Below are 23,189 nucleotides of genomic sequence, written 5' to 3' on the forward strand. Positions count from 1 at the left end.
GGCTGATCCAAAACGCGAATGCGTTTTGGGATCAGCCCCTCTGTTGACATTGCGGACATGTGCCGTAAATTTCAAACTTATGGTCCGTGATCTCATACCCATCGAGCTGCGCCGCAAGCCCATCCATCGGACAAGCGTCAATCTTCTTCGTTTTTCCGCACTGGATGCAAATGAAATGATGGTGGTGGCGGCGGGCGCCGCAGGCAAAACGGAAATGTTTCTCCCCGGAAAGCTCGGTCATTTCCAAAATGCCAAGCAGCGCAAAGAGCGACAAATTGCGGTACACGGTATCAACGCTCAAGCCCGGATAGACGGGACGGAGCGCTTCAAGCACGTCTTTGGCCGTCAAGTATTTGTCGCTTTCGGCAAACAACTCAAGCATTTGTCTCCGTTTTTCCGTATATTTAAATCCTTTCTCTTTCATCAACTGCAACGCTTCGTCGATATTCATCGCTGCCGCCCCCTTTTCCATCCGAGTGCGAAAAGCAAAATGACAACCGCTGCGATGACGATCGTTCCACCCGGCGCCCAGTCTAGCTCATACGCCGCCCAAAGCCCGGCGATGACGGCCAGCTCCCCGAACAAAATCGAAAGCCCGATTACCTGTTTAAAACTTTTGGCGATGCGGATGCTCGCCGCCACCGGCAGCGTCATGAGCGATGAGATGAGGAGCACGCCGACGATGCGCATCGATGCAGCAATGACGAGCGCAACAAGCACAATAAACAAAAAATGGATCAATGTGGTGCGAACGCCGGAGACACGGGCGTATTCCTCGTCAAAGGAAAGAAGAAACAGCTCTTTGTAAAACGTCAAAATCACTATCGCGGCAGCTGCGGCGACAGCAAACGCTGTCCAAACGTCAGCACGGCTGACGGCGCTGACGCTGCCGAATAAATACGAAAACAAATCGGTCGTAAACCCGTTGGCCATCGAAATGAAAATGACGCTCAAGCCAAGACCGGACGACAACACGATTGGAATCGCAAGCTCTTCATAATGCCGATACACAGCGCGCAGCTTTTCGATAAACAGCGACCCGACGACGGAAAACCCCATTCCGATGTAAAGCGGGTTCCAGCTCGCGGCCGCCGGCGCCGATGAACTGAGCAAGAGCCCGGCGGCAATGCCCGCAAGCGTCACATGACTCAATGCATCAGCGATGAGCGACAGCCGCCGAACGACAATAAAAACGCCGAGCAATGGCGCCGTAAAACCGGTCAAAACGCCGGCAACAAACGCATTGCGCAAAAATTCGTATTGCCAAATGGCTTCCCACACGTGTCATTCCTCCACCGTCACCGTTTCATTCCGCTCGTTCATGCTCGTGAGAGAGAACGTGGAGCGGATGGCCATAAAACTGCGAAATCGCCTCGTTGCCAAGATGTTCGAACTCTTCCGCCTTTCCATGGAAATAGAGGCGCTTGTTCAAACAGGCGATATCGGTCACCCGGTCCGTGATCGTCCCGATGTCATGCGTCACTAAGATAAGCGTTAAGCCGCGGCGGTTCAAGTCGCCGAGCAGTTCGTAAAATTCATGCACATGGCGCGCATCCACGCCGACCGTCGGCTCGTCTAAAATGAGCAAATCCGGCTTGCTCGCCAGTGCGCGGGCGATAAATACCCGTTGTTGCTGGCCGCCGGACAGCTCCGCGATATTGCGCTTTGCCAGGCCGCTCAACCCAACGGCCGCGAGCGCCGCTTCGACCGCACGGCGGTCTTCGTGTGTCAGCGGCCGAAATAAGCCGCGTTTGGCCGCCAACCCACTCGCCGCCACTTCCTCAACCGTCGCCGGAAAGCTGCGGTTGAAGCTGTTCGCTTTTTGCGACACGAAACCGATTCGATGCCATTCGCGAAACGATTCAATCGGCTCGCCGAACAAAAAAATGCGGCCGCTGTTCGGTTTTAACAAGCCGAGCACACATTTGAGCAGCGTCGATTTTCCCGAGCCGTTCGGGCCGACCAATCCTAAAAATGCCCCTTTCGGCACCGTTAAACTAACATGCTCAAGCACGTTCTCGTTTTCATAGCGGAACGACACATCCTCAATTTGCACAACAAGCCCATTTTCCATGGCGGTTCTCCCTTGCTAATTCAGAATCATTCCGATTTGCTTCACTATGCAAGTATACCCCACCATCCGCGTTTTGTAAACCTCAATGAATCGCTGATTTAAAGCGGGCGCCGCGCACTTCATGCGTCGGCATAATGGTGATGAACGCATCCGGGTCGATTTCATTGACGATCGATTTTAGTTTTGTCACTTCCAAGCGCGTGACGACTGCATAAATGATTTCCTTTTGCTCGTCCGTATATCCGCCTTTGCCGAGCAATTTCGTCGTCCCGCGGCCGAGCCGGTGCAAAATGGCGTCGGAAATTTCCTCATAATGATCGGTCACAATAAAGGCCGCCCGCGTCTCGTCAAGCCCTTCAATGACCGCATCGATCGTTTTTGAGGCGATGTAGTACGTCATCACCGAATACATGGCTGGCTCGAGGCCAAACACAAACGCCGCCCAGCCAAAAATAAAAACGTTGACAAACATGACAAACTCGCCGACCGAAAACGGGATTCTTTTCGTCATCAAAATCCCCAAAATTTCCGTCCCATCGAGCGATCCGCCATGACGGATGACCAATCCGACGCCAAGACCGAGCGACAACCCGCCAAAAACGGTGGCTAAAATCGGCTCGGTCGTCAGCGGGGAAAGATGGTGAAACAGCCGTTCGGTGACGCCGAGGATCACGACGCCTAAAATCGTTGACAGCATGAACGTTTTTCCGATTTGCTTGTAGCCGAAATACATGAACGGGGCGTTTAAGAGGATGACGAGCGTGGCGAAATTGAACAGCCGCCATTCGTCCGGAGTCAAGTAGTCCAGAATCAGCGATATGCCAATGATGCCGCCGTCGATCATTTTGTTCGGAACGAGCAGCCGCTCGATGGCAAACGCCGCCAAAGAGGCGCCGATGGCGATCATCAACACCCGATACAACACATGGCCTAGCGGTTCTTTTTTATGCTGTTTTGGCGCCAAACTACCACCCTTTCCCTTTTTGTTTTTTCTATTATACCATACACGCCTTTTCCATTCACGTCATATGATGGAACAGAAGCAAGGAGGCGGCTGCGATGAACATTTACCAACAGCTTGTCAAGCAAAAATTAAAAACGATCACCCCGGAAGAACTCGTTGCGTACAGCCGAGAGTACGGCTTGCCCATCACGACAAGCCAAGCGAAACAAATTCTTCATCTCGCCCGGACGAACGACATTAACGTCTTTGACCCCGAGGAGCGGAAAAAATGGGTGCGAGAGTTAGCGAAAATCACCTCGCCGGACATCGCTCGAAAAGCGAACGAGCTATTTTTGAAATTCGTGCAAAAAAAATAAAAGGGCGCATAGCCCTTTTCTCATTCCGCCCCAGCGTTGATTTTTTCAAGCAACTGGTCATCGAACGACTGCGCCCGCAGCATGGCGATTTCGTGCTTGTACGGTGGTTTTTTGTTGTGTTTGTCCTCGCCCACGTATGGGGTTTCTAAAATTTTCGGAATATCCTCAAGCTGCGGGTGATGGACGATATAGTTGAGCGCAGCAAACCCGATATGGCCGAAACCGATGTTTTCATGGCGGTCTTTCCGGCTGCCGCGCGGGTTTTTGCTGTCGTTGATGTGCAGTACTTTCAGCCGCCCGAGACCGATGATCCGGTCAAACTCCTCAAGGACGCCGTCAAAATCGTTGACGATGTCATAGCCGGCGTCATGCGTATGGCATGTATCAAAGCAAACGGACAGCTTATCATTATAGGTGACGCCGTCGATAATGTACGCGAGCTCCTCAAACGTCCGCCCGCATTCCGACCCTTTGCCGGCCATCGTTTCTAGGGCGATTTGCACGTTCTGTTCGCGCGTCAACACTTCATTCAGTCCACGAATAATTTGGCGAAGTCCGGCTTCCACCCCTGCGCCGACGTGAGCGCCTGGATGGAGCACAAGCTGTTTGGCTCCAATGGCTTCCGTCCGCTCGATTTCCGCGCGCAAAAAGTCGACGCCCAGCGAAAACGTATCGAGATTGGTCGTATTGCCGATATTGATGATATACGGGGCGTGGACGACAATCTCTTCGATGCCGTGCGCTTGCATATGCTGGCGCCCGGCTTCGATGTTGAGCTCTTCAATCGACTTGCGCTTTGTGTTTTGCGGCGCCCCGGTGTAAATCATAAACGTGTTCGCTCCGTAGGAGGCCGCTTCCTCGCTGGCGGCCAGCAGCATTTTCTTTCCGCTCATGGAAACATGTGAACCGATTTTTAACATGTTCTTCTCTCCCTTTTCTTTGCGTTAAAGGCGGACGGCTATTATGATTTTTTGAAGCGGCCAAGCCGCTTTTTCTTCTTCTCCAGCTCCGCGCGCAACTTTTTTTTGTAGCCCGGCTTCACCTGCTTCGTTTTTTTCAGTTTGGCGAAAAGCAGCGCCAGTTCGTCATCCTTTTCGCCCGCCCGCTTGCTCCGCCGGTTCCACGGCGGCAGCTCCTTCCATTCGCCGCGCACGAAATCACGGTGGACAAACGAAATTCCCATTTTTTCCAACCGAGCAATCGCATCTTGGTCAGACGGCTCGTAAATCGTCGCCGCAATGCCGCTATAGCCAGCGCGCGCCGTCCGTCCGGCCCGGTGAATATAAAACTGCAGATCATCAGGCAACTCGTAGTTGATGACATGACTGACGCCTTCAATATCGATGCCGCGCGCCGCCAAATCGGTCGCGACGACATATTGAAACTCCAAATCGCGGATAAGATTCATCATCTTTCTCCGCTCGCGCGGCGTCAAATCGCCGTGCAGCACGCCGACTTTCAACCCTTGCTCAGCGAGACGGTCGGCGACCTCGTCAGCCATTTTCCTTGTGTTGACAAATACGATGGCCAAATACGGGTTGTAGCTGAGGAGCACATCACGGAGCAGTTTTGTTTTCTCGCGTCCACGCAGCGGGATGAGCACATGTTCGATGTTTTCGTTCGCCGTCCGCTTCGGGTCGACGTGGACAAAGGTCGGGTTTTCCATATATTTTTTCAAAAACGGCTTCAGCTTTTCCGGAATCGTCGCTGAAAAGACGAGCATTTGCAAGTCTTTCGGCATCCGGGCGGCGATTTGGTCGACATCAGTGATAAAGCCCATATCGAGCATCAAGTCAGCTTCATCGACGACAAGGATGTGGGCCGTATGCACATCAAGCGCCTGCTCGCGAATGAAATCGTTGATGCGCCCCGGCGTGCCGATGACAATATGCGGCTGCACGTTGAGCTTTTCGAGCGCTTTTTGCTTATCCGTCCCGCCGATCAAGCAACGGGCGACGATCATCCGATCTTTCGGGCAAAACTTCGTAATTTTCAGCGTTTCGTGATAAATTTGCGTCGCTAACTCGCGCGTCGGCGCCGTGATGACGGCTTGCACTTCGGCGCGTTCCGGCTTGATTTTTTCAATGATCGGCAATAAGTACGCATGTGTTTTTCCCGTTCCGGTTTGCGATTGGCCGACCATGCTTTCGCCGCGCAGCGCCCCCGGAATGATGCGCTCTTGAATTTCCGTCGGTTTATAAAAACGAAGCGTCTTGATCGCTTCGATGATAAACGGCTGAAATGAAAAACGAGTGAACTGCGTTTCTGTCATCAAGCACCACTCCCTTCTATGAAATAAATGCAACTGGAAGGTTTCCCATCTCGTTGGCCCAAAAGCGTGCCGTCTATTTTTCCGACTGTCGGCGGCAAGCTTTGACGCGACGGAAGACGGAACAACCAACCGTTTCACAAATCCATGCATCGGTCTGGAAGCGGTATGGTTCGATCACCCGACAGTCGATCAAATACTGGCTGGCTCCATAAAAAAGCGTAAACGTGAACATTTTAAATGGCATATGGGCACCGCTTCGTCCGCTTCATCATTATAGCGAATCGCTGCCCCCTGCCGCAACTAAAGACGATCCTGCAACAAACCTTTCCCGCCTTGCCCGCATATTGTAGAAAGGAGGACATTCGTTCATCCGCACGACCGAAAGGAGGAAGCTGCTATGAGATACAGTCGGCCCCCGATGATGCCTTCTCCGTTTGCCGGAAGGCCGCCATCCCCGTTCGCCCGCATGCCGGCGCCGCCTTTTGGCCCCAGCGGCCCCGGCGGCTTCTTGGCCCGCTTGTTTTCGCGCGGGCAGCCGCCGGCTGCTGCATCGTCTCCGTGGGGGCTGCCGTTGCTGTCCAACGCCGCTAACACCGCCGCATCCAACACGGGCGGCGGCTTGGTTGGCATGTTAAACAACGTGCAAAAAATGCTTGGCATCGCACAAAACGTCATGCCGATGGTGCAACAGTATGGACCGCTCATCCGCAATCTTCCGGCGATGATCCGCATTTTCCGCGAGTTGAAACCGGCCGATGAAGGGGAAGGCGAAACAACGTCGGAAAGCGCACCGGCCAACGAAACGAAACAAAAGCCGGCCGCCAAGGCGCCAAAAAAACGCTCCGTTCCGCAGGCAAAGCGCGAAGAGCCGCAAGAAAAAGAAGCACCGGCCGCCCCGAAGCCTTCCAAGCCGAAACTGTATATCTAGTTTCTTTCCCCGCCCTAGCGCACCCGCTGTTTAGGGCGGTTATTCTTTGTCTTCTCCCCGGTGCTCCGATATAATGGAAGGTGAACAACCGCCGCACAACCGGCGGCAGGGAGGGAATATGATGGAAGTGATTAAAATTACCCCGCGCGGGTATTGCTACGGGGTGGTCGATGCAATGGTCATCGCCCGCAACGCGGCGTTGGACCCATCTTTGCCGCGTCCGATTTACATTCTCGGCATGATCGTCCATAATAAGCACGTCACGGACGCGTTTGCCGAAGAAGGCATCATCACGCTCGATGGAGAAAATCGTTTGGAAATTTTGGAAAAAATCGACCAGGGCACCGTCATTTTCACCGCCCACGGCGTCTCACCGGAAGTAAAAAAACGAGCGCTCGAAAAGGGACTTGTCACGATTGATGCGACATGCCCCGATGTGACAAAAACGCATCGGCTCATCGAACAAAAGCTCGCCGATGGCTACGATATTATCTATATCGGCAAAAAAGGACATCCGGAACCGGAAGGAGCGGTCGGCATCAATCCGGAAAGAATCCATCTTGTGGAAACCATTGATGATGTCGAACGGCTGTCCATTCACAATGAGCGCATCATGGTGACGAACCAAACGACGATGAGCCAATGGGACGTCGCCGACATCATGGCGAAAGTGAAAGAAAAATACCCGCACGTGGAAATGCATAAAGAAATTTGCCTGGCCACCCAGCTTCGACAAGAGGCGGTCGCTGAGCAGGCGAAGGAAGCCGATGTGACGATCGTCGTCGGCGACCCGCGCAGCAACAACTCGAACCGCCTCGCCCAAGTATCGGAAGAGATCGCCGGCACGAAGGCGTATCGCGTCGCTGATGTGACGGAAATCGACATCAACTGGATTAAAGATGCGAAAAAAGTCGCTGTCACCGCCGGCGCTTCCACCCCGACGCCGATTACGAAAGAAGTGATCGACTTTTTGGAGCAGTTTGACCCGAACGACCCATCGACATGGAAGAGGGAACGGAAAGTGCCGCTGCAAAAAATCTTGCCGAAAGTGAAAACAAAGAAAGAAGAGTGACGGTTGTTTCATCCATAAAGAGAGGCTGTCTTGGACAAACGGTTGAACCGCTCATCCAGGACAGCCTTTTTCGTTGGCCGTTCATACGAACTGAAACGGATCAGTATGGACGCTGGAAGCAACCACTTCTGCCTCCCATTGACGTTTCGAGAGCTCAGTGATTAAGTATCGGGCTACGCCTTCTTTCATGATTTTTTCTACATTATGTCCCGGATCAATGATGTGAAGGCCGAGCGCTTGGGCGTCATGGGCGGTGTGGTAATACACATCCCCTGTCACGTATACGTCCGCCCCGGCCGATGCGGCGGCAGCGACAAACTTATTCCCATCCCCGCCAAGCACCGCGACCGTTTGCACAAGATCATCCAGCCGGCCAACGACGCGCACCGCCGGAACGGAAAACGCCGTTTTCACCTGCTCGGCAAAAGCGCCAAGCGTCACCGGCTGCGGCAGCCGGCCAATGCGCCCGAGCCCGAAGCGGCGGCCTTCATTGTCAAGCGGATAGATATCATAGGCCACTTCCTCATACGGATGAACAGCCAGCATCGCCTGAATCGCTTCCCGTTCAAGAGAGGCCGGCACGATCGTTTCGATGCGCACTTCCTCAACTTCCTCGAGCCGCCCTTGCTCGCCGATGAACGGCCGCGCCCCTTCGTGCGGCAAAAACGTGCCGACGCCGCGGCTGTTGAACGTGCAATGGCTGTAGCGGCCGATATGCCCGGCGCCGGCATCGCCTAAGGCCTTCCGCACCACCTCAGCATGCGTCACCGGCACATAAACAACGAGCTTTTTCAACGGTTCGGTATACGTCGGCACAAGCACAGCCGTATCGTTTAAGCCGAGCGCCTCGGCAAGCCAATCGTTCAGACCGCCATCGGCCACATCCAAATTCGTATGGGCGGCGTACACCGCAATGTCATGCTTGATGCACGCGGCGATCATCCGCCCGTGCCCATCATCAGTCAGCAATTGCTTCAGCGGGCGGTACAGCGGCGGGTGGTGGGCGATGATTAAATCCACTTGCTGATCGATCGCTTCGACAACGACATCTTCGAGCACATCAAGAGCGATCATCACTTTTTTGACCGGCTTGTTTAGCGTCCCGATTTGCAGACCGATCCGATCCCCTTCCATCGCCAACTGTTTCGGAGCAAGCTGCTCAAGAAGCTGAATGATTTCATAGCCGTACGGAACGCGGCTCATAACAACGCCTCCTCCACCAATTGAACTTTTCTCTCCAGTTCACGCTTTTTCCGCTCAGCCGCTTCACTTTGCCCTTTGGCCGTCAAATCAGCGATGATCCGTTTCCAATTTTCAATCTCGCGCTTCCACTTTTCGCGGAACACCTCGCTGTTTTCCCGGCGCAAAAACGGTCCAAGGAGCAGCTCCGCCTCAAGATGTCGGTAAGGCCGTCGGGGGGCGCCAGGCTCGGCGACGAGTACTTCATAAATTTGCCCATCTTCTTTCAAAATGCGCTCAGCCACGAGCTCCCACCCATGATCAAGAAGCCAACGGCGAACAAGTTCCGCACCGATGTTCGGTTGCAAAATGAGCCGTTTGACACCGGCAAGCTTTTCCTTTCCGTCGCCCAAAATGCGGGCGATAAGCGCCCCACCCATGCCGGCGATCGTGATGCAGTCCGCCTCCCCCGGGGCAAGGACCGAAAGCCCATCCCCTTTGCGCACGGAAATGAGATGAGAAAGCCCGGACTTCTCGACTTGCTGCTGCGCTAGGCGGAACGGTCCGTCCGCCACCTCGCCGGCAATGGCTTTTGATGCGCAGCCGTGCAAGCAGGCATAGCAAGGCAAATACGCATGATCCGACCCAATGTCAGCGAGCACCGCCCCTTTTGGAATGAATGAGGCGACCGTTTCCAGCCGTTTCGACAGGCGAAATTCGTTCATAGCACCGCAATGGCAACCAACCTTCCGCCACCTGCAGCGCGAAGGCGGTTCGCCTTCCCCTCCTTTCCTCTCCAACACCGCGCGCCTCTATTGTACTAAACAAAACATCCCCTTGCCAAAAAGCAAAGGGATGTTCACCATCCATTATTTTAAACCGGCGAGCCATTTCGCCATGGCATCGGCTTTATCCGCCGGCACAAGCCCTGGCGGCATGTTGCCGCGCCCGTGTTGGATGACGTCTTTAATTTGGTCCATCGACAGCCGTTGCCCGACCCCTTTCAACGATGGACCGACGCCGCCTTCATAGTTTTGGCCGTGGCAGCTAGAACACGTTTGTTGGTAAAACTGTTCTGGGTTGAATTCGGCCGTTTGTTCCGTTTTTTCGCCGCCTTTTTTCTCTTTGGCCATTTCCTTCGCATCGCCTAGCCCTTTAAACGACAAGACGAACGTCAGCACAATCCCGAATGCCATGATGATGAAAAACGGGATGAGCGGATTGCGGTTCATCTCTTTTACCTCCCTTATGTATAATGAAGAACGCTGCAAACAATTTTATTTTACTGTAAATAATGGACAAGGAAAAGCCCTAAGTTGCCGAAAAGGCAACAACACGCCTCAGCGCCACCAGATGGCGGCGGTTACAAGCAACGCCCCGCTGACAGCGGCGAGCGAAAAGTAGCGAAGGTGAAGCAGGCGGCCGACAACAAACCAGAGAACACAGTTTCCGAGCACGACAGCTGCTAGCGCACCCGTTTGCCTGGGAAAATACCGATCAACCTCAAGAATGGATGCCATAAGCAAAATCCAGGCGCTTCCGATGAGCGGAAAGTGAAGGAGCTCTCGCTTGTTCCGCCACCGCCAACAAAAGAACAAGCAGGCAGCCAAAAATAGGGCGAAAAGGAGCGTTTGCAAAACGAATGACAATTCAGTAAAATAAATGACAAGAGCAGCGGCTGGAAGCAATAAACAGAGACCAGCGGCGAGCGAGCTGCGCCACCGTCGTCCGTGCGAACGGGCGTCTCCTTCCGTGTACAACGCGAGCAAATAGTCGCAATAATGTTCCGGCAGAAGGCGCGAACGTTTCCAATATTCGATTTCTTGGATGATCGTTTCCCGTCGTTGCCGATTCATAGATAGACCACCTTTCCCATAAAGAAAGAAAAAATAGTTTACTTCCGAAGAAGTAAACTATCGAACAAAACGGTCACTCTAAAAAGTCTTTCAGCCGTTTGCTGCGGCTTGGATGGCGCAGCTTGCGCAACGCTTTGGCTTCAATTTGACGGATGCGTTCGCGCGTCACGCCGAACACTTTGCCGACTTCTTCGAGCGTCCGCGTCCGTCCGTCGTCAAGCCCGAAGCGGAGACGCAGCACATTTTCCTCGCGATCCGTCAGCGTATCAAGCACATCTTCGAGCTGCTCTTTCAACAGCTCGTAAGCAGCGTGCTCGGATGGCGATGTCGCGTCTTGGTCTTCGATGAAATCGCCAAGATGCGAGTCATCTTCCTCGCCGATCGGCGTCTCGAGCGACACCGGTTCTTGAGCGATTTTCAAAATTTCCCGCACTTTTTCCGGTGTCAAATCCATTTCCTCGGCGATTTCTTCCGGCGTTGGTTCGCGCCCGAGGTCTTGGAGCAATTGCCGTTGGACGCGGATCAGTTTATTGATCGTTTCGACCATATGAACCGGGATGCGGATCGTCCGCGCCTGATCGGCGATCGCCCTTGTGATGGCTTGGCGGATCCACCACGTCGCGTACGTGCTGAACTTGTAGCCTTTCCGATAGTCAAACTTTTCGACCGCCTTGATCAGCCCCATGTTCCCTTCTTGAATCAAATCAAGAAAGAGCATGCCGCGGCCGACATACCGTTTGGCGATGCTGACGACGAGGCGGAGGTTCGCTTCCGTCAGCCGGCGTTTCGCTTCTTCATCGCCTTGCTCGATCCGTTTCGCCAGCTCGATTTCTTCTTCCGCCGACAACAGCGGCACGCGGCCGATCTCCTTCAAGTACATGCGCACCGGGTCATTGATTTTGACGCCGGGAGGAACGGACAAGTCATTTAAGTCGAATTCTTCCTCTTTGGCCAAGTCGTCGATGTCCGGATCGGCCTCAAGGTCAGATTCGCTGATCACTTCAATGCCCTGCTCAGCGAGGTATTCATAATACTCATCCATCTGGTCGGAGTCCAAATCAAAGCCAGACAACCGCTCAGCGATTTCCTCATAGGTGAGGATCCCCCGCTTTTTGCCGAGCTCAGCGAGTTGCTCTTTCACTTGTTCAAGCGATTCGCCGGCAGCTTCAGCCTGCTTTGATTGGGCTGGTTTTTCAGCCATTTCATTACCTCCTTTAAAAACTCATACCACCATGTTATGAAGAAGATAACATTTTTTTCATCTCAATCATCTCTTTCGCGATGCGGGCGGCCGTCAAAAAGTCTTTTCTTCGCTCCGCTTCCGTCTTTTCTTGCTCTTTTTCCTTTAGCATTAACCATTTCGGGTGATTCAACACATGCCGGATGCAATCGGCAAGCTCCCGATCGGAAACGTCGTCTGCGACCAACAAAAGCGACAGCTCGCTCGCCAGCGTCCGCAACTCGCCGGGAAGCCGAGACATGAGCGCGCTGGGGTCGGCTTCATGCCCCTCTTCGTAAAAGGCGTAAATGTAAGCAGCCAACGCCCGATGCTCTTCGATATTAAATCGGCCGCCGACCTTCTCCTGAACGATGAACGCCACATCGCGGCTCCGCATCATATGGGCAAGCAGCAACCGCTCGGCATTTTGAAAGGCCGGAAGCAATTTTTTCGTCAATGCCGGCCGGACCGGTTTTCCGCCGTCATTCACCTGCGGCTTTGGCTGTTCCGGCTTGGAGCGGGACAACTGTTCGTAAAGCGCGGAGAGCGACAACGAAAACTCATCCGCAAGCTGGCGCATATAATAATCTTTTTCCACCGGGCTCGACAGCTTGCTGATTTCTCGGAGCGCTTCCTCGATATAACGGAGCCGGTCGCCTTCTTCCTGCAAATTTTTTCCCCGCCGCAAACGATCCATTTTAAACGCCATGAGCGGCCGGGCGGCGGCGATCTCTTCGGCAAAACGGTCGGCGCCGCAAGTGCGTATATATTCATCTGGATCCAGCCCGTCCGGGAGCAACGCTACCTTCACGCGGCACCCGAACGCGCTCAATTGTTCGGCGGCGCGCCAGGCGGCTTCCGTTCCGGCGCTGTCGCCGTCATAGCAAATCGTGACCGTTTCAGCATGGCGGCGCAAAATGCGTGCCTGCTCCTCGGTCAGCGACGTTCCCATCGTTGCCACCACATAGTCAACGCCGGCCTGCACGGCAGAGATGACATCGGCAAACCCTTCAACGAGCAGCGCCTCTTGACGCTTGCGGATTGACACGCGCGCCTCGTGAAAAAAATACAAAAGCGTGCCTTTGCGGAAAATCGGCGTTTCTGGGCTGTTCATGTACTTTGGTTGCCCGTCGCCAAGCAGACGGCCGGAAAAACCAACCGTCTCGCCGCGATGATCATGGATCGGAAACATAATCCGATTCCGGAAGCGGTCGACGTATCGCCCGTCTTCTTTTTTCACCAACAAGCCCGCCTTTTCCATCAACACCAACGGAAACGAACGGCTCTCCAGCAGCTTGACGGCGGCATCAGGAACATCCGGCGCATAGCCGATTTCAAATCGGTCAATCGTTTCTTTTGTCCACCCGCGCACCTGCAAATAATCGAGCGCGGCTTGTCCTTCTTTTGTATGGACAAGCAAATGATGGTAAAATCGTTTCAACAACGTGTGTGCTTCGACCATCGCCTTCGCCTCGTCGGCTCGGCTGCCATCACTCCCGCGGCCGTCCAGCTCATAGGCGGACAAGTCGATCCCTGCTTTGGCCGCAAGACGTTTCGCCGCTTCCACAAACGGAATGACTTCGATATCCATTAAAAACGTAAAGGCATTCCCCCCTGCCCCGCAGCCGAAGCAGTGGAAAATTTGCTTTTCTGGGGAAACGGAAAACGATGGCGTCTTTTCTCCGTGAAACGGGCATAAGCCAAAATAGTTGCGGCCTTGCTTTTTCAACTGGACGTATTCGCCAATGACGTCAACGATGTCAACGCCGCGGCGGATGGCTTCAATCGTTTCCTCGGGAATGCGATGTCCCATACGAACAACCCCGTATCGTATTTATTCTCGGCAGCAAGCCGATTTTCCTTTCCATTTCGACAAATTTTTTCAAAACGTTCGTTTCGCCCCCTTGCCCGTAAAGTCGGCTGGCTTGATCATCCGCTTCCCGCCCCTCAGCCCGCCGTCTGGACAAAGATTCATCAGAGCGGTGCATCTCGAAGATGCGCTTCGGTATATTATATTTCAGCAAGAAAAAGAAAATTTCACTTTTTTCTTGACGATCTTATGCAACAGATGACCGCGCTCTCAAAGCAAGGGTTGCTTTACACCCCCTATTATTCTACACCATCGCAAAAAAATCCTGCTTTTTTGCCGAATGATTGACAACTTTGTCGAAAATCTTTTTTTCGTTCTTCTTGACAAGCGGCTATAAATAGTTTACTCGTCTCATGGCCGCTCTAAACCTATATAGGTCATTTTTCTCGCAATTTTTTATTATAATATAAATCGCGGCAATATGCCATAAGAAAACGCACGACTCCAAATCAAGAAATCGTGCGGATGAGGCGAAGCTAGCGCTTCAACTTTTTCATAATGATGCTCGCCGTCTCTTCGACCGCCTTGTTCGTCACATCGATGACGTCGCAGCCGATTTTTTTCACGACTTCATCAAAATAAGCGAGCTCCTCTTTGATTCGATCCATATTGGCGTAAATCGCCTGGTCGTTCAGGCCGAGCGATTTCAGCCGCTCGCGGCGGATCGAAAGCAGTTTATCCGGACTGATTTTCAAGCCGAAGCATTTCCCCGGACCGACTCGAAACAGCTGCTCCGGCGGCTCGACCTCTGGAACGATCGGCACATTCGCCACTTTCAACCGCTTATGCGCCAAATATTGCGACAGCGGTGTTTTCGATGTGCGCGATACGCCGATGAGCACGATATCGGCGCGCAAAATGCCGCGCGGGTCGCGCCCGTCATCGTATTTGACGGCAAATTCGATCGCTTCAATCTTTTTGAAGTAATCTTCGTCAAGTACGCGCACTTGACCCGGCTCATATCTTGGCGTCAGCTGGAACAAATGGCTCATCTTTTCAATGAGCGGACCGATGATATCGTATGCGACGACCCCTTCGCGCGCCGCTTCGGCGAGCAAGAATTCCCGCATCTCCGGAACGACGAGCGTAAACGCGATAATGGCGCGGTTCATTTTCGCTAAAGCGACGACTTCAGCCAATGTCGTTTTATCTTCCACATACGGGACGCGTTTCACTTGAATCGGCGAGGCGTGAAACTGGCTGGCCGCCGCTTTGACGACAAGCTCGGCCGTTTCCCCGCCGGAATCGGATACGACGTAAACAAGGCGCTGGTTCATTCTTCTCCTCCTTTGTTTGGATTTAGTCCTCTTTGGCTAGCGACACGAATGCTTTCGTTATATTCGTTTTCGTAATACGGCCGATCACTTCATATCCTTTCTCCGTTTTGCGCACGACCGGCATGGCATCGATCTGTTTTTCAATCAGCTGTTCAGCCACGTCAATGAGCGGGTCGTCCTTGTAGCAAACGGCGATGTTCGGCATCCGCGTCATAATAATATTGACCGGGATCGCCGTCAGTTCCTGCTTGCCGAGGCTTGCGCGCAACAAATCTTTGCGCGACAAAACGCCCGCAAGCAACGACTCGTCATCGACGACAAACAGCGTGCCGACGTCCTCTAGAAACATTGTGACGATCGCATCATAGACGCTCACATTCTCATTGACGACAACCGGAATCGATTGGTAATCCTCGACTTTCATCTTTTTCATTTTATCGGCGAACAGCTGCTTGCCGGTTTTTCCCGTATAGAAATAGCCGACGCGCGGCCGCGCTTCCAAGTAGCCAGCCATCGTCAAGATGGCCAAATCCGGCCGCAGCGTCGCCCTCGTTAAGTTCAGTTTCTCAGCGATGCTTTCTCCGGTGATCGGCCCGTAGTCTTTCACAATTTGCAAAATCTGCTCTTGGCGTTTATTTAGTTCGATCGTCGTTCACCACCTTGCCAAAAAAGGTCCCACACGCTATCACTCTCATTTATATTATACTACACGCCCCATTCACAATGAAAATGATGCTCCTTGCCCTCCGTCGGGGCTGAGCTTGTCTTTCAGTTCACCGATTTGCTGCAAAAAACGCTTCGTCTTCAGCGACAGGCCGGCATATTCATCATAATAGGCGGACAATACGGCGCCCAGCTCCATCTTTGTGCTTTCTTTCACCGATATGGATCCAAGCCGAGCAAGATCGATATGAAAAAAGAGGCGCAACAGCCGGACGGAAGCCGAAGAGAGCGGGAACCGATGGGGATCGGACGCCTCGCAGCGATGGCAAAGGAAGCCCGCCTCCTTGACGGAAAACGAGAAGCGCCCCTCCGTCGCCCCGCAGCGGGCACAACGGTCCAGCACCGGCGGAATGCCAAGCACTGCAAGCATTTTCATTTCGTAAATGAACGTCAAAATCTCTAAATCGCGGCCTTCGCTCATATATTGTAGTGTCTGCAAAAGAAGCTCAAACAAGTACGGATTGCGCTTTTGCTCTTCCGTGCTTTTGTCGGTGAGCTCTACAATATACACCGCATAGGCGGCGGCAAACAAATCTTCGCGCAGCGCCCGCATCGAGTCGATGAGCTCTCCCTGGTGAAGAACGCCGACGCCGCGGCTGCGGCGGATGACATAATGGCCGTATGAGAGCGGCTGCGTAACAGCAGAAAGGCGGCTGCTTGGCTTTTTCGCTCCCCTTGCCATCGCAGCCACCTTTCCCCATTCTCGGGTAAACAATGTGACAATTTTATTTGTTTCGCCATAATCGACCGTCCGCATGACGATCGCTTCACACGTTTCGAACATCCCATCACCACCGCTTCTACCAACAACGATGCTACGAGATCGGCTGGTCGATTTCTTTCTGTTCAGCGTTTTGCTCTTCACCGCCAAACTGTTGCTCTCGTTCCAACTCTTTAAATAGGAGGTACGTGTCGATATTGCCTGTTTGGCTAAACAACTTCCACGTAAACTCAAGCATGGAATGACACCTCTTTCCGCCTGCAGGCATTGCGTATTGGTGGTTTACCTATAGGTTGGCTCAGGCAAAAACGGTTTATGTCGCGTAAAATTTTCTAACCGTCAATACTCGTCTTCACGGAACCCGAAATCACGCAGCTGCGAAAGGCGGTTGCGCCAGTCTTTTTGCACTTTGACCCACAGTTCCAAAAACACTCTTGACCCAAGCAGCGCTTCGATGTCAGCGCGCGCCCGCTGTCCGATTTCCTTCAGCATCCGGCCTTGCTTGCCGATGATGATTCCTTTTTGCGAATCGCGCTCCACAACGATCACCGCGCTAATATACACCGTTGGCGACCCTTCTCGCCGCTCGATGCGTTCGACGACGACAGCAATCGAGTGCGGAACTTCCTCGCGCGTTAAGTGAAGCGCTTTCTCGCGAATGAGCTCGGCGATGATAAACTGCTCCGGATGGTCAGTAATCTGGTCCGGCGGATAATATTGCGGCCCTTCCGGCAGCCGCTCTTTAATTTGCTCAAGCAGGCGGTCGACATTGTTCCCTTCAAGCGCCGAAATCGGCACGATTTCAGCAAACGGGTACAAATCTTTGTATCGGTCAATGAGCGGCAGCAATTCATCCGGATGGACGCGGTCGATCTTATTGATGACTAAAAACACCGGGGTGTCCACTTCTTTCAGCCGTTCGATGATGAACGCCTCACCGCGCCCAAATCCTTCCTCGGCATTGACCATAAACAAAATCAAATCCACTTCGCGAAGCGCATTGAGCGCCACTTTCATCATAAAGTCGCCGAGCTTATGCTTCGGTTTGTGCACCCCAGGCGTGTCGATAAAGATGATTTGCGCGTCATCGTCCGTGTACACGCCTTGAATCTTATTGCGCGTCGTTTGCGGTTTATCGCTCATAATCGCGATTTTTTGCCCGATGACGCGGTTTAAAAACGTCGACTTTCCTACGTTTGGTCTTCCGATAATGGCAACAAATCCTGATTTGTATCCTTCTTTACGCATGCAAATCCTCCGCTGAAAAAGCTTCTGGCAGCAATTCGCTGACTGTCATGACTTTCACATCGCCTTTGAGGTTGGCTAAAATGACTTTCATATCGCCGTGGCAAAGTTCGGCGATCACTTGGCGGCATGCGCCGCACGGCGGCACCGGGCGGGGAGTGTCGGCGATGACCGCAAGAGCAGTGAACTCCTTCTCCCCTTCCGAATATGCCTTAAACAACGCGGTCCGCTCCGCACAATTGCACACGCTGTAGGCGGCGTTTTCAATGTTGCAGCCGCGGTACACACTGCCGCCTTTCGTCAACAGCGCGGCGCCGACTGGAAACTTCGAGTACGGCACGTAGGCGAGTTCGCGCGCTTTTTTCGCTTCGACAATGAGCTGCTCAATCTCCACGAGTTGACTCTTCCTTTCCTGCAAGCAAACGCTGCTTTCTTTTATTTTACAAAAAAACGCCATCCATTTCATCATTTGAAATCAAAATGTAACAGAAAAATTCGAATTTTCTCTCTCATTCGTTTAGCGAAGATGCGGCCAAAACAGCAAAATGCCGATCACAACCGCAAATCCGGCCGCCGCGAGCACCGCCGCGGCAGCGATGTCTTTCGCCGCTTTCGCCAACGGATGAAACTCACCCGTCGCCAAATCGACGGCGCGCTCAATAGCCGTGTTGACAAGCTCAAGCGCAATGACCGTGCCGACCGCCATGAGCAGCACGATCCACTCCCAGCGCGACAGCCCAACGACCCACCCGGCGGCAAAGACGACAACAGCGGCCGCCAAGTGGAAGCGCAAATGAGCTTCCTCTTTCACCGCCGCCTTCATTCCCGCCCACGCCCAAGCAAACCGGTCTCGCTCTCGTTTGCCGCGCATTATCTTGTCAACCCGAACCTCGCCAAGATGTCTTCCTGCTTGGCGAACATGACGCGCTCTTCCTCTTCTGTCCCATGATCGTAACCAAGCAGGTGCAAGAAACCGTGCACAGCCAAAAACCCGAGCTCGCGCATGAACGAATGTCCATAGGCTGCCGCCTGCTCTTTTGCCTTCGGAATCGAAATGACGATATCGCCGAGCACCGGCGGCATATCAGCGCCGACGATGTGAACCTCTTCTTCCCCTTCCTCCTCAAGAGCAAACGAAAGCACATCGGTCGGCGCATCTTTGCCGCGATAGTCGCGATTCATCGCGCGGATGCGTTCGTTGTCCACAAATGTGACGCTCACCTCCGCCCCGTCCGGCACGTTTTCAAGGGCCGCCGCCTCGGCGAGCAGCCGCTCGATCGTCTCGATTTGCTCAGCGGTCACCTCGTTCGTTTCATCTAGAAAATCAATGTGAATGGTCATGCATGCTTCACCTTTTCCTTTCGTACTTCTGGGTATTCGATGCGCGAATGGAAGACGCCGTTTAAAGTCTCGCAAAGCGAACGGGCGACGAGTTCCAACTCCTTCAGCGTAATGTCGCACTCGTTCAGCTGGTTGTCCTGCAAGCGATCAGCGATGATCGACCGGACGATCTTCTCGATTTTTTCCTGCGACGGGTTGGATAGCGAGCGAACAGCCGCTTCGACGCTGTCGGCGATGTTGATGACCGCCGCTTCTTTCGTCTGCGGCTTCGGCCCGGGATAACGAAACTCCGCTTCCGAGACAAACTCGGTTTGCTCGCGCGCCTTATGATAAAAATACTTCAGCAGCGTCGTGCCGTGGTGCTGTTCGGCGATGTCGATGATCTCCTTCGGCAGCCGGTGCTTGCGCAGCAAAGCGACGCCGTCGGCGACATGGGCGATAATAATATTTTTGCTCAACTGCGGCGACAAATGGTCATGCGGATTGCCGCCTATTTGATTTTCGATGAAATAGCGCGGCCGCTTCGTCTTGCCGATGTCATGGTAGTAGCAGGCGACGCGCGCCAGCAAGCCGTCGGCGCCGATCGCCTCGCACGCCGCTTCGGCCAAATTGGCGACCATAATGCTATGATGGTACGTCCCCGGCGCTTCAGTGAGCAACTTGCGCAAGAGCGGATGGTTCGGATTGGACAGTTCAATGAGCCGAAGCGGCGACAAAATGCCAAACGCCGCCTCCAACACCGGCAAGAGACCGATCGTCAAAATGGCAGAAAAAACCCCTGAGGCCGCCGCCATCAGCACCAACAAGCCGATTTCCGTCGGCGAATAGCGGCCGTTTTTTAACAGCAACAGCGAAAAAAGCGAAACGATATTGACCGCGGCGACAAACACGCCGGCCCGCCAAATGTTCGCTTTCGCCAGCTCCTTTGGCAGACAAAACGTCCCGGCCAAGCCGCCGGCAAGAAAGTAAACAATCAACGACACCGACACCGCGCCGGCCGTTCCAATTTCCTCATTGAACAGCAAACTGCCGCACACTGCTCCGATGATGGTCGTCATCATCGCGAGCCGCTCTCCGAGCAAAATGCGGACGAGCATCGGCCCGAACGCCGCCGGCACAAGGTAACCGATGGAAACAGCGCCGCTAGATGGCAGAAGGCGAATGAGCGCCATTGTCGTCATCATCAACGCAAAAATGGCTGTATAAAGCAACAGCTTTTCATTCGTCGTTTCCGTCCGAAAATAGTAAATGAGCGGAGCAAGCAGCAACAAAACGAACACCAAAAGCCCAGCGGCGGTCCAAGACGGACGCCCGCTCTCAAGCAAGCCGACCAGCTCGAGCCGGCGGTAAACATCATTCGTGATAAACTGTCCTTCCTCGACGATCACTTGCCCTTGCAAAATTTTCACCGGCTTCACTTCATCCATCGCCTGCCGCCGTTTTTCTTCCGTCGCCGCCCGATCGTAGACGACGTTCGGAATGACCGCCTGTCGGCAAAGCTTCGCGACCGCCTCGCGAAGCGGCGGCGACAGCGCAGCGTATTCAAGCTCTTTGGCCGCTTCCGCCCGCGCCGTGTCAAGTTCCGCTTGGGAAATGCGCTCGCTCATGACGGCATGCACCGCGGTCAAGGCGGCTTCCTTCGCCGTCTTGAGCTCCTCCGGCGAGGCGGCAAGCAGCCGTTGCCATTCAGCGGCAGACAGATAGGCAAGCCATTCCGGCGGCAGCCGTTCCTCAAGTTTGGCGATCATATCGCCGAGCGGGCGGTCCGGCTCCGCCTCGCGCTGCACGCTTTCAATCGCGGCAAACAGCGAGGAAAGAAGGTCGACCCGGTTTTCGGCATATTCTTTTTTTAACGTATAGACATCCGCTACTTTCGCCGCCGCCTCTTCTTTCAGCTTGGCGGTCGCCTCTTTGTCCTCGACCGTCACCGGCGAACGGATCGTTTCCTTCGCGACGTCAAACAGGCGCAGCTCATACTGGCGCGGCTTCACTTGCCAATACAAAACGGCAAACAACAGAACAGCCAAAAGCAAAAACAGCCAAAAGCGGACAAAGCGGACTGTTTTTGTCCGCTCAAGAAAAAAACGAAACCTTCCCACCGGTTTTCCCCTCGCTTTGCAAGAAAAGACCGATCCCGTCGCTCTCGTTCTATAAGCCCGCCTCATCATAGGCGTCAATAATTTTCGCGACGAGCGGATGGCGAACGACATCCGACTGTTCCAAAAACACAAAGGCGATGCCGCCAATGGAGGCCAAAATGCGCTTGGCGACCGAAAGCCCCGATTCGACGCCCTTCGGCAAGTCGACTTGGGAAATATCGCCGGTAATGACCATCTTCGAGCCGAAGCCGAGCCGGGTCAAAAACATTTTCATTTGCGCTGGCGTCGTATTTTGCGCCTCGTCAAGAATGACGAACGCATCCTCCAGCGTCCGGCCGCGCATATAGGCGAGTGGGGCGATTTCAATCGTGCCGCGCTCAATCAACCGCTGCGTATACTCCGCTCCCAACACATCGTTTAAGGCATCATACAGCGGGCGCAAATACGGGTCAACCTTCTCTTTTAAGTCGCCTGGCAAAAAGCCGAGGCTTTCTCCAGCCTCAACGGCCGGACGAGTCAAAATGATGCGCTTGACGCTGCCGTTTTTTAACGCCTTGACCGCCATGACGACCGCCAAATACGTTTTTCCGGTGCCGGCTGGGCCGATGCCGAACGTCAAGTCATACTGTTCAATTGCTGCAACATAATAGCGCTGGCCCAACGTTTTGACGCGGATCGGCTTTCCTTTGGCGTTTTTTGTAATCTCCTCGTCGTACAGTTGAACAAGGCCGTCAAGCGCTCCTTTTTTTGCAAGCTGAATGGCGTAAAGAACGTCGCGCTCGCTGACCGCCGCCCCTTTGCGAATGACGATCAATAAATGGCGAAGCAATTCATCAACGAGCTGAACTTGCTGCGGCGTGCCGGAGACGTTGACCGTTTCCCCGCGCGTCACAATCGACACGCCGAGCTCTTCCTCGATCCGCTTTAAATGGATGTCATGGACGCCAAAGAGCGCCGCCGCTTCCTGCGGGTTTCGCACATGTTGGCTGATCGTAACGAACTGCTCTGACATTCTCAATCTCCTTGGACGATGGGTTGTGGTACAGCAATATTTTCGATGACTTCGTAATGCAATTCTACCCTTACTTTACCATTCTCTTTCGCCTGATGCAAAACTTTTTCGCTGCGAATGGCCGCCTCCTCCGGCAATTTCGCCCGCAGCTCGCGGCGGGCGATCTCTTTCGCTTCCGCGAACGCTTCTTCCCACGTGTAGCGCCGCTTCACTTCTTCCGCCTCGCGGATCGTGATGCGCTCGTAATAGAGCGGCAAGTCCCATTTCCAAAAACGAAACGGCCGTTTTTCTGTCTCAACGATGGTATGGGCAAACACCGGCTTCTTCCATCCCCAAACAGGAATCAAAAGGCGCCCGATTCCGACATAATGCCGTTCGGTGAACTTGCCGGTCAACACATGAAACGTCGTCTCAAGCGGCAGGACGACCGTAGACTTGTACCATGTTTCGCCAAACACTTTCCCTGACGCCGGCACAAACTTCGTCCTCCCTTCAGCGCCGATAATGCCAGAAACAAGCAGCTGGCCTTTTTGCACATAGTCGTTGACGGAAACGAGCGGTTGTCCCTCTTCAACGAACAAATCAGCGATGACCGCCTCTTTTTTTGCCACGAGATGACGCGGCGGAATCGGTTTTTTCGGCTCCGGAATCTCTTTTTCAACGACGCGGAAGTGAAGCGACGTCCCTTTCCACTCAACGCCGACCCACGTGATGTCCGGAACGCGTTCCGTCAGCTTTTTTTGCAGCGTCTCCGGGTCATCAAGCAGAAACTGAAATGCGCCGCGCTCGACTCCCATTCGCTTTAACTCGCGGGCGATTTGATGCTCCGTCTCTGGAGCCGCCCCTTTGATTTCGATCTTCCAAACGATGTTCGAAAGCAAAAACACAATCGCTATAAAAAGGAGCAAGCCGAGCCAAAACCCGCTGTTCCGCCAGGCCTGCCGCCAAAAAAACGGCAGCCCGGTTCTCCCGACAAACGAA

27 protein-coding genes are annotated in these 23,189 nt (G+C 53.7%); 4 read left to right on the forward strand and 23 right to left on the reverse strand.

Features of this window, described 5'->3' with window-relative positions:
* Positions 1 to 31: 31 nt before the first annotated feature.
* From VU18_RS10485 to VU18_RS10500, 4 genes are all read right to left on the reverse strand, one after another.
* The gene (locus VU18_RS10485) at positions 32 to 451 is read right to left on the reverse strand and encodes a Fur family transcriptional regulator (protein WP_011231949.1); all 420 of its coding nucleotides are present in this window, start codon (positions 449 to 451) and stop codon (positions 32 to 34) included.
* Complete coding sequence (locus VU18_RS10490) at positions 448 to 1,281, reverse strand: metal ABC transporter permease (protein WP_047758077.1); 834 nt, start codon at positions 1,279 to 1,281, stop codon at positions 448 to 450. The genes VU18_RS10485 and VU18_RS10490 overlap by 4 nt, the downstream gene beginning before the upstream one ends.
* Positions 1,282 to 1,306: 25 nt before the next feature.
* Complete coding sequence (locus VU18_RS10495; protein WP_011231951.1) at positions 1,307 to 2,074, reverse strand: metal ABC transporter ATP-binding protein; 768 nt, start codon at positions 2,072 to 2,074, stop codon at positions 1,307 to 1,309.
* Between the two features lie 82 nt (positions 2,075 to 2,156).
* The gene (locus VU18_RS10500; protein WP_082218532.1) at positions 2,157 to 3,038 is read right to left on the reverse strand and encodes a YitT family protein; all 882 of its coding nucleotides are present in this window, start codon (positions 3,036 to 3,038) and stop codon (positions 2,157 to 2,159) included.
* Between the two features lie 95 nt (positions 3,039 to 3,133).
* On the opposite strand from VU18_RS10500, the gene VU18_RS10505 reads away from it, so the two are divergent.
* A complete protein-coding gene (locus VU18_RS10505) occupies positions 3,134 to 3,394 on the forward strand; it encodes a DUF2624 domain-containing protein (protein ID WP_011231953.1) in 261 nt (86 codons plus the stop codon).
* A gap of 20 nt (positions 3,395 to 3,414) precedes the next feature.
* Here the strand turns inward: VU18_RS10505 and VU18_RS10510 are convergent, their stop codons facing one another.
* Positions 3,415 to 4,314 carry a deoxyribonuclease IV gene (locus tag VU18_RS10510; RefSeq protein WP_047758078.1) on the reverse strand — a complete coding sequence of 300 codons (900 nt, stop codon included), beginning with the start codon at positions 4,312 to 4,314 and terminating at the stop codon, positions 3,415 to 3,417.
* Positions 4,315 to 4,355: 41 nt separating this feature from the next.
* Complete coding sequence (locus VU18_RS10515; protein ID WP_023634658.1) at positions 4,356 to 5,666, reverse strand: DEAD/DEAH box helicase; 1,311 nt, start codon at positions 5,664 to 5,666, stop codon at positions 4,356 to 4,358.
* A gap of 397 nt (positions 5,667 to 6,063) precedes the next feature.
* Here VU18_RS10515 and vrrA point away from each other — a divergent pair, with 397 nt between their 5' ends.
* Both vrrA and VU18_RS10525 read left to right on the forward strand, forming a co-directional pair.
* A complete protein-coding gene (gene vrrA / locus VU18_RS10520; protein ID WP_011231956.1) occupies positions 6,064 to 6,594 on the forward strand; it encodes a VrrA/YqfQ family protein in 531 nt (176 codons plus the stop codon).
* 121 nt (positions 6,595 to 6,715) lie between these two features.
* Entirely contained in the window at positions 6,716 to 7,666 is a 951-nt protein-coding gene (locus VU18_RS10525) for a 4-hydroxy-3-methylbut-2-enyl diphosphate reductase (RefSeq protein ID WP_011231957.1), read from the forward strand.
* 81 nt (positions 7,667 to 7,747) lie between these two features.
* Here VU18_RS10525 and VU18_RS10530 read toward each other — a convergent pair whose 3' ends face one another.
* The 6 genes from VU18_RS10530 to dnaG all read right to left on the reverse strand — a co-directional run bounded on the left by VU18_RS10530 (position 7,748) and on the right by dnaG (position 13,733).
* Positions 7,748 to 8,869 carry a Nif3-like dinuclear metal center hexameric protein gene (locus VU18_RS10530; RefSeq protein WP_011231958.1) on the reverse strand — a complete coding sequence of 374 codons (1,122 nt, stop codon included), beginning with the start codon at positions 8,867 to 8,869 and terminating at the stop codon, positions 7,748 to 7,750.
* A complete protein-coding gene (locus tag VU18_RS10535) occupies positions 8,866 to 9,570 on the reverse strand; it encodes a tRNA (adenine(22)-N(1))-methyltransferase TrmK (RefSeq protein WP_023634656.1) in 705 nt (234 codons plus the stop codon). Before VU18_RS10535 ends, VU18_RS10530 begins: the two co-directional genes overlap by 4 nt.
* A gap of 144 nt (positions 9,571 to 9,714) precedes the next feature.
* On the reverse strand, positions 9,715 to 10,077 hold the full coding sequence (gene cccA / locus VU18_RS10540; protein ID WP_014196364.1) for a cytochrome c550: 363 nt from the start codon (positions 10,075 to 10,077) through the stop codon (positions 9,715 to 9,717).
* Between the two features lie 108 nt (positions 10,078 to 10,185).
* Complete coding sequence (locus VU18_RS10545; RefSeq protein WP_014196365.1) at positions 10,186 to 10,701, reverse strand: hypothetical protein; 516 nt, start codon at positions 10,699 to 10,701, stop codon at positions 10,186 to 10,188.
* Between the two features lie 73 nt (positions 10,702 to 10,774).
* Positions 10,775 to 11,902, reverse strand: a complete 1,128-nt coding sequence (gene rpoD / locus VU18_RS10550; protein WP_011231962.1) for an RNA polymerase sigma factor RpoD — start codon at positions 11,900 to 11,902, stop codon at positions 10,775 to 10,777.
* Between the two features lie 34 nt (positions 11,903 to 11,936).
* Positions 11,937 to 13,733, reverse strand: a complete 1,797-nt coding sequence (gene dnaG / locus VU18_RS10555; RefSeq protein ID WP_047758079.1) for a DNA primase — start codon at positions 13,731 to 13,733, stop codon at positions 11,937 to 11,939.
* Between dnaG and VU18_RS20140 the strand changes: the two genes are divergently transcribed.
* The gene (locus VU18_RS20140) at positions 13,725 to 14,078 is read left to right on the forward strand and encodes a hypothetical protein (RefSeq protein ID WP_143425219.1); all 354 of its coding nucleotides are present in this window, start codon (positions 13,725 to 13,727) and stop codon (positions 14,076 to 14,078) included. The two genes, dnaG and VU18_RS20140, sit on opposite strands and share 9 nt — an antisense overlap.
* A gap of 188 nt (positions 14,079 to 14,266) precedes the next feature.
* Here the strand turns inward: VU18_RS20140 and VU18_RS10560 are convergent, their stop codons facing one another.
* The 11 genes from VU18_RS10560 to yqfD all read right to left on the reverse strand — a co-directional run.
* Positions 14,267 to 15,067, reverse strand: coding sequence for a pyruvate, water dikinase regulatory protein (locus VU18_RS10560; protein WP_011231964.1), 801 nt, complete (start codon positions 15,065 to 15,067; stop codon positions 14,267 to 14,269).
* Positions 15,068 to 15,089: 22 nt separating this feature from the next.
* Positions 15,090 to 15,713, reverse strand: coding sequence for a helix-turn-helix transcriptional regulator (locus VU18_RS10565; protein ID WP_272945229.1), 624 nt, complete (start codon positions 15,711 to 15,713; stop codon positions 15,090 to 15,092).
* Between the two features lie 72 nt (positions 15,714 to 15,785).
* On the reverse strand, positions 15,786 to 16,574 hold the full coding sequence (gene recO, locus VU18_RS10570) for a DNA repair protein RecO (RefSeq protein WP_011231966.1): 789 nt from the start codon (positions 16,572 to 16,574) through the stop codon (positions 15,786 to 15,788).
* A 31-nt stretch (positions 16,575 to 16,605) separates the two neighbouring features.
* Positions 16,606 to 16,749: a YqzL family protein gene (locus tag VU18_RS17475; protein ID WP_011231967.1), complete on the reverse strand. Its 144-nt coding sequence runs from the start codon at positions 16,747 to 16,749 to the stop codon at positions 16,606 to 16,608.
* A gap of 101 nt (positions 16,750 to 16,850) precedes the next feature.
* Positions 16,851 to 17,759, reverse strand: coding sequence for a GTPase Era (gene era, locus VU18_RS10575; RefSeq protein ID WP_011231968.1), 909 nt, complete (start codon positions 17,757 to 17,759; stop codon positions 16,851 to 16,853).
* On the reverse strand, positions 17,752 to 18,150 hold the full coding sequence (locus VU18_RS10580; protein ID WP_021322326.1) for a cytidine deaminase: 399 nt from the start codon (positions 18,148 to 18,150) through the stop codon (positions 17,752 to 17,754). Before VU18_RS10580 ends, era begins: the two co-directional genes overlap by 8 nt.
* Before the next feature lie 123 nt (positions 18,151 to 18,273).
* A complete protein-coding gene (locus tag VU18_RS10585; RefSeq protein ID WP_011231970.1) occupies positions 18,274 to 18,627 on the reverse strand; it encodes a diacylglycerol kinase family protein in 354 nt (117 codons plus the stop codon).
* Positions 18,627 to 19,097 (reverse strand): rRNA maturation RNase YbeY, encoded by a 471-nt coding sequence (gene ybeY / locus VU18_RS10590; protein ID WP_011231971.1) that lies wholly within the window; start codon positions 19,095 to 19,097, stop codon positions 18,627 to 18,629. The genes VU18_RS10585 and ybeY overlap by 1 nt, the downstream gene beginning before the upstream one ends.
* Positions 19,094 to 21,196, reverse strand: a complete 2,103-nt coding sequence (locus VU18_RS10595) for an HD family phosphohydrolase (RefSeq protein WP_047758080.1) — start codon at positions 21,194 to 21,196, stop codon at positions 19,094 to 19,096. The genes ybeY and VU18_RS10595 overlap by 4 nt, the downstream gene beginning before the upstream one ends.
* 49 nt (positions 21,197 to 21,245) lie before the next feature.
* Positions 21,246 to 22,208, reverse strand: a complete 963-nt coding sequence (locus VU18_RS10600; protein ID WP_011231973.1) for a PhoH family protein — start codon at positions 22,206 to 22,208, stop codon at positions 21,246 to 21,248.
* A gap of 2 nt (positions 22,209 to 22,210) precedes the next feature.
* Positions 22,211 to 23,189: sporulation protein YqfD (gene yqfD / locus VU18_RS10605; protein ID WP_236687362.1), on the reverse strand; the 979-nt coding region annotated here is incomplete at its 5' end.

This window comes from Geobacillus sp. ZGt-1, from assembly GCF_001026865.1.
Classification (GTDB): domain Bacteria; phylum Bacillota; class Bacilli; order Bacillales; family Anoxybacillaceae; genus Geobacillus; species Geobacillus thermoleovorans.

Excerpts from the sequence above, each read along its gene's own strand:
- VU18_RS10485 (WP_011231949.1), bottom strand. The coding sequence starts at position 451 with ATGAATATCGACGAAGCGTTGCAGTTGATGAAAGAGAAAGGATTTAAA.
- VU18_RS10495 (WP_011231951.1), bottom strand. The coding sequence starts at position 2,074 with ATGGAAAATGGGCTTGTTGTGCAAATTGAGGATGTGTCGTTCCGCTAT.
- VU18_RS10505 (WP_011231953.1), top strand. The coding sequence starts at position 3,134 with ATGAACATTTACCAACAGCTTGTCAAGCAAAAATTAAAAACGATCACC.
- VU18_RS10510 (WP_047758078.1), bottom strand. The coding sequence starts at position 4,314 with ATGTTAAAAATCGGTTCACATGTTTCCATGAGCGGAAAGAAAATGCTG.
- VU18_RS10515 (WP_023634658.1), bottom strand. The coding sequence starts at position 5,666 with ATGACAGAAACGCAGTTCACTCGTTTTTCATTTCAGCCGTTTATCATC.
- vrrA (WP_011231956.1), top strand. The coding sequence starts at position 6,064 with ATGAGATACAGTCGGCCCCCGATGATGCCTTCTCCGTTTGCCGGAAGG.
- VU18_RS10525 (WP_011231957.1), top strand. The coding sequence starts at position 6,716 with ATGGAAGTGATTAAAATTACCCCGCGCGGGTATTGCTACGGGGTGGTC.
- VU18_RS10530 (WP_011231958.1), bottom strand. The coding sequence starts at position 8,869 with ATGAGCCGCGTTCCGTACGGCTATGAAATCATTCAGCTTCTTGAGCAG.
- VU18_RS10535 (WP_023634656.1), bottom strand. The coding sequence starts at position 9,570 with ATGAACGAATTTCGCCTGTCGAAACGGCTGGAAACGGTCGCCTCATTC.
- cccA (WP_014196364.1), bottom strand. The coding sequence starts at position 10,077 with ATGAACCGCAATCCGCTCATCCCGTTTTTCATCATCATGGCATTCGGG.
- VU18_RS10545 (WP_014196365.1), bottom strand. The coding sequence starts at position 10,701 with ATGAATCGGCAACGACGGGAAACGATCATCCAAGAAATCGAATATTGG.
- rpoD (WP_011231962.1), bottom strand. The coding sequence starts at position 11,902 with ATGGCTGAAAAACCAGCCCAATCAAAGCAGGCTGAAGCTGCCGGCGAA.
- VU18_RS20140 (WP_143425219.1), top strand. The coding sequence starts at position 13,725 with ATGTCCCATACGAACAACCCCGTATCGTATTTATTCTCGGCAGCAAGC.
- dnaG (WP_047758079.1), bottom strand. The coding sequence starts at position 13,733 with ATGGGACATCGCATTCCCGAGGAAACGATTGAAGCCATCCGCCGCGGC.
- VU18_RS10560 (WP_011231964.1), bottom strand. The coding sequence starts at position 15,067 with ATGAACCAGCGCCTTGTTTACGTCGTATCCGATTCCGGCGGGGAAACG.
- recO (WP_011231966.1), bottom strand. The coding sequence starts at position 16,574 with ATGTTCGAAACGTGTGAAGCGATCGTCATGCGGACGGTCGATTATGGC.
- VU18_RS17475 (WP_011231967.1), bottom strand. The coding sequence starts at position 16,749 with ATGCTTGAGTTTACGTGGAAGTTGTTTAGCCAAACAGGCAATATCGAC.
- era (WP_011231968.1), bottom strand. The coding sequence starts at position 17,759 with ATGCGTAAAGAAGGATACAAATCAGGATTTGTTGCCATTATCGGAAGA.
- VU18_RS10585 (WP_011231970.1), bottom strand. The coding sequence starts at position 18,627 with ATGCGCGGCAAACGAGAGCGAGACCGGTTTGCTTGGGCGTGGGCGGGA.
- ybeY (WP_011231971.1), bottom strand. The coding sequence starts at position 19,097 with ATGACCATTCACATTGATTTTCTAGATGAAACGAACGAGGTGACCGCT.
- VU18_RS10600 (WP_011231973.1), bottom strand. The coding sequence starts at position 22,208 with ATGTCAGAGCAGTTCGTTACGATCAGCCAACATGTGCGAAACCCGCAG.